Annotated in this window: 14 protein-coding genes; 3 read left to right on the top strand and 11 right to left on the bottom strand. The window is 52.9% G+C overall.

The window, feature by feature from the left end; all coding sequences use genetic code 11:
- Positions 1 to 359: 359 nt before the first annotated feature.
- Complete coding sequence (locus VFG09_12920; protein HET6516058.1) at positions 360 to 1,010, top strand: DUF2147 domain-containing protein; 651 nt, start codon at positions 360 to 362, stop codon at positions 1,008 to 1,010.
- Between the two features lie 119 nt (positions 1,011 to 1,129).
- A complete protein-coding gene (locus VFG09_12915; protein HET6516057.1) occupies positions 1,130 to 2,488 on the top strand; it encodes a hypothetical protein in 1,359 nt (452 codons plus the stop codon).
- Positions 2,489 to 2,541: 53 nt separating this feature from the next.
- Here the strand turns inward: VFG09_12915 and VFG09_12910 are convergent, their stop codons facing one another.
- The 11 genes from VFG09_12910 to VFG09_12860 form a co-directional block, all read right to left on the bottom strand.
- Positions 2,542 to 2,883, bottom strand: a complete 342-nt coding sequence (locus VFG09_12910) for an Mth938-like domain-containing protein (GenBank protein ID HET6516056.1) — start codon at positions 2,881 to 2,883, stop codon at positions 2,542 to 2,544.
- A 22-nt stretch (positions 2,884 to 2,905) separates the two neighbouring features.
- Positions 2,906 to 4,960, bottom strand: coding sequence for an NAD-dependent DNA ligase LigA (ligA, locus tag VFG09_12905; GenBank protein ID HET6516055.1), 2,055 nt, complete (start codon positions 4,958 to 4,960; stop codon positions 2,906 to 2,908).
- Between the two features lie 66 nt (positions 4,961 to 5,026).
- A complete protein-coding gene (locus VFG09_12900; protein ID HET6516054.1) occupies positions 5,027 to 5,389 on the bottom strand; it encodes a hypothetical protein in 363 nt (120 codons plus the stop codon).
- Positions 5,390 to 5,439: 50 nt separating this feature from the next.
- A complete protein-coding gene (locus VFG09_12895) occupies positions 5,440 to 5,865 on the bottom strand; it encodes a DUF488 domain-containing protein (GenBank protein ID HET6516053.1) in 426 nt (141 codons plus the stop codon).
- An 18-nt stretch (positions 5,866 to 5,883) separates the two neighbouring features.
- Complete coding sequence (hemC, locus tag VFG09_12890) at positions 5,884 to 6,843, bottom strand: hydroxymethylbilane synthase (protein HET6516052.1); 960 nt, start codon at positions 6,841 to 6,843, stop codon at positions 5,884 to 5,886.
- An 88-nt stretch (positions 6,844 to 6,931) separates the two neighbouring features.
- The gene (hemA, locus tag VFG09_12885) at positions 6,932 to 8,200 is read right to left on the bottom strand and encodes a glutamyl-tRNA reductase (GenBank protein HET6516051.1); all 1,269 of its coding nucleotides are present in this window, start codon (positions 8,198 to 8,200) and stop codon (positions 6,932 to 6,934) included.
- The gene (ccsB, locus tag VFG09_12880) at positions 8,197 to 9,012 is read right to left on the bottom strand and encodes a c-type cytochrome biogenesis protein CcsB (GenBank protein ID HET6516050.1); all 816 of its coding nucleotides are present in this window, start codon (positions 9,010 to 9,012) and stop codon (positions 8,197 to 8,199) included. The genes hemA and ccsB overlap by 4 nt, the downstream gene beginning before the upstream one ends.
- Positions 9,012 to 9,704 (bottom strand): hypothetical protein, encoded by a 693-nt coding sequence (locus VFG09_12875; protein HET6516049.1) that lies wholly within the window; start codon positions 9,702 to 9,704, stop codon positions 9,012 to 9,014. The genes ccsB and VFG09_12875 overlap by 1 nt, the downstream gene beginning before the upstream one ends.
- 52 nt (positions 9,705 to 9,756) lie before the next feature.
- Positions 9,757 to 12,069, bottom strand: coding sequence for a type I DNA topoisomerase (gene topA, locus VFG09_12870; GenBank protein HET6516048.1), 2,313 nt, complete (start codon positions 12,067 to 12,069; stop codon positions 9,757 to 9,759).
- A 54-nt stretch (positions 12,070 to 12,123) separates the two neighbouring features.
- Positions 12,124 to 13,212: a DNA-processing protein DprA gene (dprA, locus tag VFG09_12865; protein ID HET6516047.1), complete on the bottom strand. Its 1,089-nt coding sequence runs from the start codon at positions 13,210 to 13,212 to the stop codon at positions 12,124 to 12,126.
- The gene (locus tag VFG09_12860; protein HET6516046.1) at positions 13,205 to 14,404 is read right to left on the bottom strand and encodes an argininosuccinate synthase; all 1,200 of its coding nucleotides are present in this window, start codon (positions 14,402 to 14,404) and stop codon (positions 13,205 to 13,207) included. The genes dprA and VFG09_12860 overlap by 8 nt, the downstream gene beginning before the upstream one ends.
- Before the next feature lie 286 nt (positions 14,405 to 14,690).
- On the opposite strand from VFG09_12860, the gene VFG09_12855 reads away from it, so the two are divergent.
- Positions 14,691 to 14,892: hypothetical protein (locus tag VFG09_12855; protein ID HET6516045.1), on the top strand; the 202-nt coding region annotated here is incomplete at its 3' end.

The raw sequence follows: 14,892 nt of genomic DNA, 5'->3' as shown, positions 1-14,892 counted from the left end.
AGATCATGGCGAGAAAGCCCCTGTGCAGGATGCCGTCACCCTCATGACACTTGTCCTTTTCCTCCACTCCAATGAAATTGTCGTTATCATCCACGATGACAATCCGTTCCATCTCACCTCACTATTTCGCGTATTCAGTGTTGATATGCAGTATGCCATTCCCTTTCTTATGCTCCGCAAAGCCGTTCCATCTCCCGAATCCAGTTTATCATGTCCTTTCCGAAATGGAAACGGAAAACATGCGGCGGGATCTGCTCACGAAAAGAAAGCTCTTGGCACTGCGGACTCTATGGTCGGCATCAAACGGGAAAAATCAATTGCCGAAAAAGAGCTATAATCCTAAAGAAGGAGGCGGTACAATGAGAAACTTGCCGTTGACATATAGGTCTTCTTTGATCATGATGGTATTATTGATAACCTGCGTAGCTGCTGTCGTTTGGTGTGAGGCACAACATCGCAATTTTCACGCAATTGCACCGGGCGAGGCATGTCGCTCTGCACAGCTCGATGGAGATGGGCTCGATTATTACATCAAGAAGTATCATATCAGGAGCTTATTGAACCTGCGCCGCATGGTTTTTACGAGCGCAGTACTGGCAGCGGGGACTACCTATGGAGCTGGCCCGGACGATATTCTTGGGGTGTGGAATACCGAAGAGAAAGATGCAAAGATAGAAATCTACAAATGCAGCTTCAAGTACTGCGGCAAAATCGTCTGGCTGAAGGAACCGGTTTATCAGGCTGGCTCAAAAGACGGGACGCCGGGCGCGCCGATCATGGATCATAATAACCCTAACCCTGAACTGAGGAAGACTCCTCTCATCGGTCTACCCATACTTCTTGATTTCGTGTATGCCGGCGATAACTCGTGGAAAGACGGGAAGATTTACAACTCGGATAATGGCAAGACATACAGCGGCAAACTGACACTCCCTTCCCCTGATTTGTTAAAAGTGAGGGGCTTCATTGGCATACCACTCATCGGTGGATCTACAACGTGGACGAGATAGATTGGAACTGTGAGAACGTTTTCAAGGTATCACTATACAAGGCTTCTCACCATACCTGCCTTCCCGAACAAGATAGTCTTATGCAACTGGAAGGGAAATTGAAGGAGCGAAGATACGAGATGGAACCCACCCGCAAAAAACTCATCTGCCCGTTTCTGATACTTCTCTATGGTCTCTTACTGGCAGGCAGCCTTACGAAGGTGGGGACTGTTGCCGCTGGGGCTGTAGAGGAGTCGACAGCCGCTCCGCAGGAGGAGCATCTGCCTTTGCTTTTACGACCTGACAGTCCTCAGTATCGCACCCCACGTGCCGGCGAAGGCTTCAGAACCACGGTCTTTGGCCAGGAAATTACGGTGCAACCCGAAGATCGCCGATCGGTTTCCGCCTGGGACCTTGGTCTAGAGGTGAATTTACCAACCCCTGATAGCAGGGGAATTCTTCCCTTTGGTTCCGTTTATTTATGGCGCCATCCCAATGATCGAACCCTTTTTCGCACTGACCTGGTGGGAGTGTATGACGACGTCTTTTTTGCCCGTTCCTCACCTGACTTGGGACCCTTCGAGTGGGTGCTCACTTTTGACAACTACACCGTCCCCTTTGCGCAGTATGAATTGGTGGACGGCGAGGCCGTGAAGACAGAGGAATTGCTCTGGGGATACGTGCGGCCCGGGTTCGGCCTTGGTTACCGTCGGCAGGTATCTCCCGGGCATCAAGACAATATGTTTGCCGTCGACTTGACCATCGAGCCGGGATTTATCTTCTTCGATAGGCGGTCCGACACAGCCGCTAACTTCGTTGTCCCGCACAATAGCTTTGAGCTTCGCGAACATTTGCAACTGCGCTGGGACGCCTTGGAGCGCAACATTCTGAGCTTGCCCCATGAGGGGTTTGCCGCAGGCGCAGACCTGGTTTATGGGAATCGTACGAACTGGAAGAACTGGGGGACCAACGGCTCACAGGATGCAGGCGAAGGCCGGGATTATCTTTCATTTACCGGCTATCTTTTAGCTGCGGGAGGCGTTCCCGGTGTGAAGAGCGACCGTGACCGCCTCATCGGCTCGCTGCACGGCGGAGTTGGCCACGATCTCGATCGGTTTTCGGCCCCTCGTGTAGGTGGCGGTGTCCAGACTATGGGCGAGGAATACGGCTCCACGTGGCGGCCGATCCTTCCCGGAGCTATCATTCAGGAGTTCTTTCCGAAGCATTACCTGATAGCAGCAGGTGAGTACCGGCGGGAGTTGCTCTTCTTCACGTATCTGAGTCTCAATACCTCGATCGCCTGGCTTGACCGCCTGACAGAGACTGCAAATGGGACCTCCTCGAAAAACCACATCTTCTCCTCTCTGGGCGCCAGGGTGACGAGCGGCTTCTTCTTCAATACTCGGATGCAGCTTGCTTACAACTATAACTTTGACGTAATTCGCGAGGGCCGTTATGGCGGGCACGAGATTGTTATCCATTTATCTCGGGATTTCTGACATAGCGGGCTCATCGACCGCTCTCAGCAACCTCGATGCGTCCCTTAGATGCTTCAACAGGTGAGATGAAAAGCTCCTATGATCTTCTTGCGGCCAGTCATGGTGTTGAAGGTCTCTACAGCCTTTCCTGTTTTTTCGATGATGACCGTGATTCCCTGAGATTGGAGAAAGGCGACGGTGCTTTCGGGCACCTTCATCACACCCATGGCCCCTGTCCCTATGACGAGGATGTTCGGCTTTGCAGCAATGACGTCCCTGAGATCAGCCTTCTGGAGAAGGTGTCCCTCTTCACGCCACCACGACGCGTCGATCCTGTGGGGATAAATAATAAGGTCAGAGGTGTAAGTCTTGTTGTCAACGACAATCTGTCCAAAATTATAGTCGTCAATATGCATGTCTCCTCCTGTCGATAGTTGGCTAAAACAAGCTCGGATTCCCCGTTCCTCTTTCGATAAGTTTCAGCAGTTCATCATAGGAAATGGTCTTGACTCCGAGGGCCTCTGCCTTCTTCAGCTTTGAACCGGGGTTCTCTCCGACGATGAGGTAATGGGTGGCCCCCGATACCGTACCCGACACGTGACCTCCATTGGCTTCGATCATCTTTTCCACTTCCTGCCGCGATTTGGGAAGGGTCCCGGTGATGATAAACGTGAGGCCTTCAAGAGTGGATATCCCTCTCTTCACAGCCATGAAATCAGGGTTGGTTATTCGTAATCCGCGTTTTATAAGTGCATCGAGGACATCCAGGTTTTTCCGGTCGCTAAAGAACGCGGAGAGGGAAGAGGCGATCTTCTCTCCCATCTGTTTGATCTCCATGATCCTCTCCGGCGTCACGTGGTAGAGGTCTCTGAGGTCCCGAAAATTCTTCGCGAGAAGCTTTGACGCATACTCGCCGACATGAAGGATACCGATGGCAAAGAGGAACCTGGCAAGGGTTGTATGCTTTGACCTTTCGACGGCGTCGATCAGGTTCTGGGCGGACTTGTCTGCAAACCTCGGTAGCCCGATGAGGTCATCCTTCTTCAGCCTAAAAATATCTTCGAAGTGCTTTATGAGACCCTGTGAATAGAGGAGCCCCACGTTCTTTTCACCGAGGCCTTCGATATCTAGGCCGCCCCTCGACGCAAAGTGTATGATCTTCTCCTGGACCTGTGCAGGGCAGTGGAGGGAATCGCATCTGACCGCGACTTCACCCTCTTCCCTCACAATCCTTGAGCCGCAGGCAGGACACTTTTCAGGGATGGGAAAGGCTTTCTCTTTCCCCGTCCTCTTCTCCTTGATCACCTGGACGACATGGGGAATGACCTCACCGGCCCTTTCCACAAGGACGGTGTCCCCAATCCTGATATCCTTCCTTTCCATCTCGTCCCAGTTATGGAGTGTCGAGCGGGATACCGTGACACCTCCGATCTTTACCGGCTCAAAGACCGCAAAGGGCGTGATCACTCCTGTCCTGCCGACGCTTCCATGGATTTCCCTGATCTTTGTAACGGCCTGATGTGCCGGGAATTTATAGGCGATGGCCCAGCGGGGTTCCCGTGTCTTCACTCCCAGTCTCTGCTGCAATGCGAAATCATTCACCTTTATGACGGTCCCGTCAGCCTCAAAGGTGAAGGATCCGCGGTTCACTTCAATATCCTTGACCGCAGCGATAAGCTCCTCGATCCCCTTCACCTCTTTCATTATTGCAGGTGTCGGAAAGCGCGCCTCCCTCAGCCACGTGATGAATTCCGACTGACTGCCGAAGCGATGTCCCCTCACGATCCCGATTCCGTAGCATGCAAGAAAGAGCTTACGGGAGGCCGTAATTGAAGGATCGAGCTGTCTGACAGACCCGGCTGCGGCGTTCCGGGGATTGGCGAATAACGGTTCTCCCCTCTGTTCTCTCTGTCTGTTCAGCTTCTCGAATTCGTCGAGGTCCATATAGACCTCTCCCCGTATGTCGATCTCTGTCGGAACCTTGACACCCTCTATTTTGAGAGGGACCGACTTAATGGTCCTGATGTTGACGGTCACGTCCTCTCCCTCATAGCCATCACCCCTCGTTGATGACTTGTGGAGCAGGCCGTCCCGGTATGTCAGCTCGATGGCGAGTCCATCGTACTTTGGTTCGACGGTATATTTGATCTCGTCTCCGGCGAGGAGTCGTCTCACCCTTCTGTCAAATTCCCTCACCTCGTCATAGGAAAAGGCATTGTCGAGGGAGAGCATGGGTTCAGCGTGTTTCACCTTTTCAAACTTCTCGAGAGGGGGCGCGCCGACCCGCAATGTCGGTGAGTCGGCGAGGACATAACGGTACTTCTCTTCGAGTTCCCTGAGATGGCGGTAGAGGCGATCATACTCCTCGTCTGAAATGACCGGTGAATCAAGGACGTAGTAACAGTAACTATGGTAATTGAGGTCCTTTACGAGCGTCTCGATTTCGGCCTTTACCTGTTGAGGAGGTTTTTCAGCGTCCTTCGAAGTCTTCATAAAGATTCCCTCTACTGCAACGGGAAATCGATAGCACGAATCTCCGGCATTGCTCTCCGCAGTATGCTATTCCTTCACCCCTCGGGTGTCTGCGTTCCTAAAGAGCATCGTTTTTTTCCAGTATCCGAGGGAACCCCCATCGATCCCCGAAACGTCGATGGCACGTTCTTCTCTTTTCGCGAGGAACTGAGTGTTCTTCAGGTATCTCAGAACAAGGATGTCCATGATGTCGGGAGGGACAGTAAGCTCCTGAATGGAGCTTAGGCCAGTAATGAACTCGTCAACCTGCTTTTCACCAAGCTTGATCATTTTGAGGTTCTCCTCCTCTCCCCTCATGCATGACCGCTGTAGCGATTCCATCATGGCATCATAGGAGATCATCCCCTTCATCACTTCAGACACTGCCGTCAAGAATGCAATTTTGTCCACTTTCTTTCCTCCCCCCATTCTTCTCTCTGCCCGTTGTTGACCATGGTTTCTCAATCCCTCGGTATCCACACCCTGTCCTTTTCGATGATATGTTCTACGAGCCATCCCCGTCTGTGGAGTTCACGGGATATCCACTTTCTGTGACATTTCCAGGGGAACCGCTCTGCGCAGATGATTACGGATGGCCCTTCCAGGGCTATGGATTCCAGAATTTCGATGCCGCCGATGAAAGCATCGGTAAGCGTATAGGCGGTAAATCCCCCCTTTCTGAAACCGCCCAGTTCCTTCCCGAGGAAGTGATATCCGATACCTTCCCGTTTCAGGAGATCTTCAAGATAATCCCCGGTGAAGGCAGGGTTCTTGCTTTTGGGAAGGGTCCTGACATCGATGACCCTCTCGATGCCGTAGGAAAGGAGTATCTCGATAAAATCCTCTTCGCTTCTCCTGCCGGTGCCGAGGGTATAGATCGTATTCAAATTCGGTCAACAGACCTGTCAGCTGCTGATTTCGCCGTCTACAGAAGGAGCGCATTTCCCGTACACCTCATCGAGTATCTCCCTTGCTCCCTTTGCAAGGATCTCATCTGCGAGGGCAATACCGAGAGATTCAGCGTCCCCAGCGCTTCCTTCGATATGGCCCCTTACGATTCTGTCTCCGCTGACACTGCCGACGAGTCCGTCCATGATGAGCTTTCCGTCGATGAGGCTCGCATGGGCTGCGATGGGAACCTGACATCCGCCTTCCAAACGCTTGAGAAGGGCCCTCTCTGCCCGAACACATACGGAGGTCTCCTCATGGTTCAAGGCTGCGACAAGATCGTTCCTCACGGTATCATCGGTCCTGCATTCGATGCCTATCGCCCCCTGTCCGATCGCTGGAAGACTTATCTCCTGAGGGAGCAACTCGGTTATCCTCTGGGCTAAGCCGAGCCTCTTGACCCCTGCGGCAGCGAGGATGATGGCGTCAAACTGGCCCTCGTCGAGTTTCCTCAATCTCGTGTCGAGGTTGCCCCGCAGCTGGCTTATCTTCAGGTCGGGCCTAACGCTGAGAAGCTGGCATGACCTCCTCAGGCTGCTTGTCCCGATCGTCGCGCCCCTGGGAAGGTCTTGAAATGAGTGGCCTCTGGCGATAAAGGCGTCCCTTGGGTCTTCCCTCCTGCATATAACGGGAAGGTGAAGTTCCTTGGGAAAATCAGTCGGAACGTCCTTCATGCTGTGAACAGCGAGATCGGCCTCGCCGCTCAGGAGGGCCTCCTCGATCTCCTTGACGAAAAGACCTTTGCCGCCGACCTTTGCAAGAGGAACATCGAGTATTTTGTCTCCCGTAGTCTTTATCGTATTGAGCGCTACCTCAATCCCCGGATTCATCCTCAGGAGTTCTGATCTCACCCATTCTGCCTGCCAGAGGGCGAGTTTGCTGCCGCGTGTTCCGATGGTTACCTTATGTCTGTTCATAGGACAAAAGAGTCCTCCCTTCTCCGAGAGTATTCATAACGTCATCTGCAGGATCAAGATTGCATCTTTGAGATGACTCATAGTCCTCCTACTTCTCTTCTCCGTTGATACCGTAAAGCCTCCTTACAGTGGCGATGAGTATGTCCTTATCCTCCGTCTCCTCTTTGAGTGCGACGGTAGGCGGGTGTATGAGTTTGTTCGTTATGGCCGAGGCCATGTACTCGATCGCCTTCCGTTCCTTCTCTCCAAGGTCAGGAAATTTATGAATGAGCCGTTCCAGTTCCTCCCTTTTAACGGCCTCAGCCCTATTCCTCAGGGCAACAACCGTCGGAACGGAATCGAGGGACGATAGCCACCTCTGAAAGGAATCGATCTCCTCCCCGATGATCGTCTCTGCCTTTTCAGCCTCCTTCTTCCGTTCAAGAACGTTCGCATCGACTGTACCCTGAAGGTCATCCACGTCATAGAGATAAACATTGTCGAGATCATTGATCTCCGGATCGATATTCCTCGGCACCGATATGTCGATGATGAATACCTGCCGATGCCTCCTCTCCTTCATGACCTTCTGCATCTCTTCTTTCCTGAGCACATAGCTGGGTGCACCGGTGGAGCATATCACGATATCGGAATGGACCAATTCCCTGTGAAGGCCTTCGAACGTCACAGCACGGCCGCTGAATTCAGTCGCCAACTCACACCCGCGATCATAGGTCCTGTTCACGACGACCACTTCCTGTATCCCGCAATTCACCATGTGACGTGCGGCCAGTTCTGCCATCTCGCCCGCGCCCAGGAGCATGAAGGATCTTCCCGAGAGGTCCGTGAATATCTTCCGCGCAAGCTCGACAGCAGCAAAACTGATGGATACCGCGTTCTCGGCGATTTTCGTTTCGGTCCTTACCCGCTTTGCCACAGAGATCGCCTTCTTCATGAGCCTGTTCAGGAGCATGCCCGTCGTCTTCCTCTGGAGGGCAAAATCAAAGGCGTCCTTGAGCTGCCCGAGGATCTGGGGTTCACCGACGACCATGGAATCCAGACTCGATGCCACTCTGAATACGTGTCGCACCGCATCGGCGTCATGATAGAGGTATAACGATCTCCTCACCATTTCCCTGTCGAGCCCATGAAACTCTGAGAGGAAGGAGTTGATCGTCTCGAAGGACCTGTTCGCATCATTCACGTCTGCGTACATCTCGACCCTGTTGCAGGTCGAAAGAATGATCGCCTCCTCAACGCCCGGAAGGTCCCTCATTTTGAGGAGCCCTTCTTCGAGCTTTGGGCCATTAAAGGCGAGCCTTTCCCGCACGTCTACGTCGGCAGTCTTATGATTCAAGCCAATGACGATGATCTTCATATAAACGTGTGGAGACCCTTTAAGAGCAGATTTACCCCAAAAAACGTAAAGATCACACTGGCGAAGCCGATGATCGAGAGGATTGCCGCCTTCCTCCCTCTCCATCCGGCAGTGAGCCGTATGTGGAGGACGAGGGCATAGATAAACCACGTTATGAGGGACCATACCTCTTTCGGGTCCCATCGCCAGTAACTCCCCCACGCGCTTTCTGCCCAGAGCGCGCCGGTAATAATCGCAAGGGTCAGGAGCGGGAACCCGAGGGTGATCAGTTTGTAATTGACTTCGTCGAGGATCTGGAGGCTCGGGAGCCTCTGAAAGAGGCCGTCGAGTCGCTTCGCCTTCAGGTGATGCTCCTGGATGAGATACATCATGCCGATACCAAAGGCCATGGCAAAGGCTGCGTCGCCAAGAAAGGCAAGAAAGGTGTGGATGCCGAGCCAATAGCTCTGGAGCACGGGACTCAAAGGCTTTATCCCCCGGGGGAGGATTGAGGAGGAGAGCATGATGATGAAGACGATGGGCATGGTGAAGGGACCGAGAAGATCAAGGCGGTACCGGTATTCGAGGTAGAAAAAAAGCACGACGATGCACCAAGCAAAGAAGGACGATGCTTCGTGGAGACTCGTGATCGGGAGATGGCCGGCAACGGCGTATCTGACGATGATCGTCATGGTTTGGAGAACGAAACCGCCGATCGCAAATACCAGGATCAGTCTCGATGTGGCCTTTGATCCCCGAAGGAGTTCGATGACACTGACGATGGTGGCCGCGAAGTAGAAGGTCATGCTCAGTTCAAAGAGTATGGTCCCCATCAAAAGCAACCGAGTTCACAGGCCGTCACCTTTATCCCGAGATCGTCGGCAGTCCTGCCGACCTCAGGATAGGGGACATCCAGTTCCTCAGCAATCTTCCTGGCTGCATGGCAGGAAATCTTGCCGGCAACAGACTTCTCCTTCAGTGACGACCGTATCTTTTCTTTTTTCTCGACCATTATCTCTATATAGGTGATGAGTTCATCGTTGCCCGCAGAGGATTTCTGAAATATCCTGGACTTTCCGGATATTCCTTCAGGCGTTTCCCCTTCAGAGACCACTGCGTCCGATCTGCTCAGGATCTCCTGCGCACTCTCCTTGAACTCCTCCTTAACACACCCCAATATAAATACTATAATATCTGGCTTCAAAAACTCAATTGCGCTGTTCCCTTCGACTACAATCCCCCTAAGTCCCGATAGTCTCTCCACGGCCATGGGAAGGACCTCCCCGAGATCCGAGGGCGTCGATTGAACCCAGAGGACCTTCTCGGCGCCGGAGTCGAGCATCCTTCTTGTGTCCTTGCCTTCAGTCATGAGGACGGTCATGTCATCCACGAGGGAACTGTAAAGGCCGGTCTTCGTATATTTTATCGCACCCCAACCCTTGAGTCGCTCGAGGATCAGGGAGGCGTAGGTCGTCTTCCCTGCGCCACTGTGGGCACCGCCGACTCCGATGATGATGGGTCTCATGAATTGAGAGTATTCTTATGAGGGTAATGGGGTAAAGCAATCACCCATGCCGTCAGAGGGGTATCGAAGCAGGTTCTTCAGCCTGCGGCTTCTCTTCCCCTTTCTCTGTATAGCCGCATTCCTTCCTGGAGCAGAAGATAATCGTCTGCCCCGTCTTGTCCCTCTTCTCACAGAGAAAGTCAGCGCCGCAGTTGGGGCATTTCTTCGGTAACGGCTTATTCCATGTGGCGAAGGTGCATTTCGGGTAGTTGTTGCAGCTCCAAAAAAGTTTCCCTTTCTTTGTCCGTCTCTCTACGATGTCTCCTCCGTCATCGGGGCACTTGACCCCTGTGGAGAGGGGTTTTGTGGTCTTGCATTCAGGATAACGGGAACAGGCGAGGAACTTGCCGAAACGCCCTGACCTGAGGACCATCGGGGAGCCGCAGACCTCGCACTTCTCGTCCGTCGCCTGAACAGAGTTCTCCGTGCCCTGACCTTCAAGGGGCCGCGTGTTCTTGCAGTTCGGATAGCCTGAGCACGCCATGAACCTCCCGTGCCGTCCCCACTTTATCACCATCGGCATACCGCATTTCTCGCACATAACATCGGTCGGTATATCGGCAGGCTTTATCTTGCCCATCGTCTTCGTTGCTTCAGAGAGGTCATGGCTGAAGGGTTTATAGAAATCCTTTACCACCTCCACCCAGTTCATCTCTCCTTCTTCCACGCTGTCCAGTTCGCCTTCCATCTTCGCCGTGAAACCGATATCGATCAGTTCAGGAAACCTTTCGACGAGGAGGTCGTTCACAACTGAGCCAAGCTCGGTCGGCGTAAACCTCCCATCGACTTTGTGTACGTACTTTCTGTCCTGTATGGTCGAAAGGATTGCTGCATAGGTGCTCGGTCTCCCTATCCCCTTCTCCTCAAGGGCCTTCACAAGGGTTGCCTCGGTGTAACGCGGCGGGGGCTGGGTAAAATGCTGGGTCGCTTTCATGTCGATGATTCTGAGGGCGTCGCCCGCTTTCAACAGAGGGAGAATACCACCTTCCTCTTCCTCGATCTCGTCTTTGCTCTCTGTATAAAGGGCCATGAACCCGTCAAATCTCACCACAGTCCCTGAAGCCCTGATCTCCGCCGTCTTTTCAGGATTTTCAATGATGAAGGTTGTCTGCTCAAGCCTCGAAGATGCCATCTGGCTCGCGATAAACCTGTTCCATATGAGCGTGTAGAGGCTATACTGGTCCCTTGAGAGGAACTGTTTCACTGCCTGTGGCGGCCTTTTCAGGTCAGTCGGTCTTATGGCCTCATGGGCTTCCTGAGCCCCTGACTTGCTCTTGTAGTAGGGAGGTTTTTCAGGGGCATATTCTTTCCCGAATCTCTTCTCGATATACTCCCGGGCCCATTCCTGTGCCTCGGGCGCGACCCTTACAGCATCCGTTCGCATATAGGTAATCAGACCGACCGAACCTTCGTCTCCCAGTTCTACTCCCTCATAGAGCTGCTGGCTGAGCATCATCGTCTTCTTTGCAGTATATCTCAGTTTTCGTGCCGCTTCCTGCTGCAGGGTGCTTGTCGTAAAAGGCGCATAGGGAGACCGTTTCCGCTCTTTTTTCTCGACCTTCGATACTGAGAGGGTCCGCCTTCCGATCTCGTTGACAAGCCGTTGAGCATCTTCCTCGGTCCTGATAAGAAAACGGTCCCTGCCTTCAGCCTCACGGTTGACAATGAGGGAATTCTCATATTTATAGAGTCGTGCAGGGAATTGCGGCGGAAGAGGTCCTTCAAGCTGGAGGTTTATATTCCAGTATTCCTCTTTCTGAAAGGCGTCGATCTCTCTCTCCCTGTCGACGACGAGTTTCACGGCCACAGACTGGACCCGACCTGCGCTGAGCCCGCGACGCACCTTCTTCCAGAGAAGAGGACTCAAGCCGTATCCCACAAGCCTGTCAAGGATTCTTCTCGCCTGCTGGGCATCCACTTTGTTCGTGTCGATCGTTTTCGGGTTCTTTATGGCTTCAAGCACCGCACGCTCCGTTATCTCATTGAAGGTGACCCGGTGGAGCTTTTCTTCTCTCCCCTTGGACCGTGGGTCTGAAATCACGGATGCGATGTGCCAGGCGATAGCCTCTCCCTCCCTGTCAGGGTCAGGCGCAAGATATACTCTGTCCGCCTCTTTGGCCGCCTTCCGCAATTCCCTGATCACCTTCTCCTTGCCGGGGATCGTCACGTAATGGGGCTCAAAGTCCTTTCCGACGTCAACGCCCATCTCCTTCTTGGGCAGATCCCTGATGTGGCCCACCGAGGCCTTTACCGAATATTCTTTGCCGAGGATCTTATGTATGGTGTTCGCCTTTGCCGGCGATTCGACAATAACAAGAGACTTCAATGACGACCTCCTTTAGTTCCAGGTAATTCTTCTGCCGTTACCATATCCCCCACCCTATTGGATGAGATAAAACCGCTTGCCCTCTGTCTGTCTCACGATCCCTTTGAGTTCAAGGTTGAGCAGTGAAGCGAGGAGCCTCGAGGGAGGCTGCGCAAGCTCTCTCGATATCATATCAATGTGCTGCGGTTCTCCCGTTAGTATATCACAGAGCCTTTTTTCTTCATCAGTCATGACGATGGGGTCCTGTGCCTTTGCCTTCACATAGCCCTTGAGCATCGGTGCCAGCTCTCCGATGATGTCCTCGGCCTGCTGGACGAGTTTCGCCCCGCGCTGAATGAGGTCATTCGTGCCCGATGAATTCGGTGAGAGAATGCTTCCGGGAACGGCAAAGACTTCCCTGTTCTGCTCGAGCGCACATGTTGCCGTTATGAGCGACCCGCTCTCTCTCGTCGCTTCCACAACAAGGACACCGAGAGAGAGTCCGCTGATGAGTCTGTTCCGTTTCGGAAAATTTTCCTTGTTCGGTTTTCCCCCGACAGGGAACTCGGTCACCACACATCCTGATGCTGCAATACGATCGGCGAGTCCCCTGTTCTCCGGCGGGTAGATTGTGTCAACTCCTGAGCCGAGGACAGCGATGGTTCTCCCGCCTGCCTGCAAAGAACCGGTGTGGGAAATGGTGTCGATTCCCCGTGCCATTCCGCTCACAATCGTGAATCCCGACGCCGACAACTCAGATGAGAGCTTCCCGGCCACTTCTCTTCCGTAATGGCTCGTTTTCCTCGATCCTACGATGGCGATGGCAAACCGGTCCTCTTGCTTTAGTGTCCCTCTCACGTAAAGGAGAACAGGCGCACTTTCGATCTCTCTGAGGAGCTGAGGATATTCGGGGTCCCTGAATGTTACGGCACGCGCATGGATCTCATCGAGACAGGTGAGGTGTTTCTTAACATTCTTCCATGCCCGGAACTCTCTTATGTTCTTCGCTCTTCTTTCTCCGACACCCTCGACATTCGAGATCTCGCGAAGGGGCGCATCAAAAACTGATGCCGGTTCTCCGTAGACGGTGAGGAGTCTTCTGAAGGTGACAGGGCCTATCTCAGGCACCATCGAGAGGGCGATCCATGTTTCAAGATCAGACATGGGAACTTCTTAAGAGCCTCCTTACCCTGAGACGGAGGGCGTTCAATTTGATAAAACCCTCGGCGTCCTTCTGATTATAGATCTCGTCTTCCTCGAAGGTTGCGAACTCAGGATGGTAGAGAGATTTCACCGATTTCCTCCCCGCAACGAGGCAGCTCCCTTTGTAGAGCTTCAGATTGACGTCGCCCGTCACCTCTTTCTGGATGTCGTCAACCAAATGCTGGATCGTTTCCCTCTCAGGAGATATCCAGTATCCATAATAAACAATCTCTGCATAGCGTGGTATCAGCGAGTCCCGCAGATGGAGGACCTCCCTGTCGAGGGTCAGGGACTCTATCGCCCTGTGGGCGACATGGAGGATTGTGCCTCCCGGTGTTTCATAGACTCCCCTCGACTTCATGCCCACATACCGGTTCTCCACAATGTCCACCCTCCCGATGCCGTTATCGCCGGCAATGGAATTGAGGGTCTCGAGGAGACGGGCAGGTGACATGCATGTCCCATTGACGGCAACGGGGTTCCCGGATTTGTAAGATATTTCGATGTAGGTAGGCTTGTCAGGGGCCTTTTCCGGCGGTACCATCATCGTATACATGTCCTCCGGCGGCTCTGCCCAGGGGTCTTCCAGGATCCCTCCTTCATAACTGATATGGAGGAGATTCCGGTCCGTGCTGTAAGGTTTTTCCTTTGTCGCCGTGACAGGGATCCCATGGGCCCTGGCATATTCGATCAGGGACTGACGGGACTTGAAGGGCCACTCTCTCCAGGGGGCGATGACTTTTATATCAGGTTTGAGCGCATAGTAGGTGAGTTCAAACCTCACCTGGTCATTCCCCTTTCCTGTGGCGCCGTGTGACACAGCCTCAGCCCCTTCTGCCTGTGCGATCTCTATCTGTCTCTTTGCTATTAATGGTCTTGCGATCGATGTCCCCAGGAGGTATGTTCCTTCATAGATCGCATTTGTCCTGAGCATGGGAAAGACATAGTCTGAAACGAACTCCTCTTTCAGGTCTTCCACGTACGCCTTTGAAGCCCCTGTCTTCAGGGCCTTTTCCCTGACTTCATCGAGGTCTTCTCCCTGACCGAGGTCTGCGCAGAAGGCAATGACTTCAGCGCCGTACGTTTCCTTCAGCCATGCTATCGCCACAGAGGTGTCAAGGCCTCCCGAATACGCTAGTACTATCTTCTTCATAGGAACCTCCTTCCGGTCGGCCACAGGCAATATAAAATACACAGGGGAAAAGCCGAAGCAGTCGCGAGCAAAGCTGCCAGTCCCGTCATTCCAGTTCGTCCGGTGTCTCTTCCCCTCTCTTCTGTGCCCTGAGAGATACTAACCATAGCATAAATGAAAAATAAATTTCAAAAGGAACGGGATGAAAATTTTTCTTTAATGACAAAGAATTCTGTGATATAAATAACTATGACACGCTGGTTAAGGCGCTGCAATATTATCATTATGAGGATAAACAGGAGGCACTATGAAGACGCTGGTTTTTGTTATGATGACTTCCTTGGTCCTTTTCACCGTGGGCCTGTCATCGGTCGAGTCACAAACTCAAGAGTTCGAAGGATACACGATAATCAGGACTGTAGCCGGACCTCAAGTCTGTCTGGGAAACTGGGTGCAGCCCCAAGATGTTGCTCTGTCAGGCCATTGCGATGGACAAATGGTAGATCTTG

This window comes from Thermodesulfovibrionales bacterium (genome assembly GCA_035686305.1).
Taxonomy (GTDB): Bacteria; Nitrospirota; Thermodesulfovibrionia; order Thermodesulfovibrionales; family UBA9159; genus DASRZP01.
This window is presented reverse-complemented; position numbering and strand designations above follow the sequence as displayed.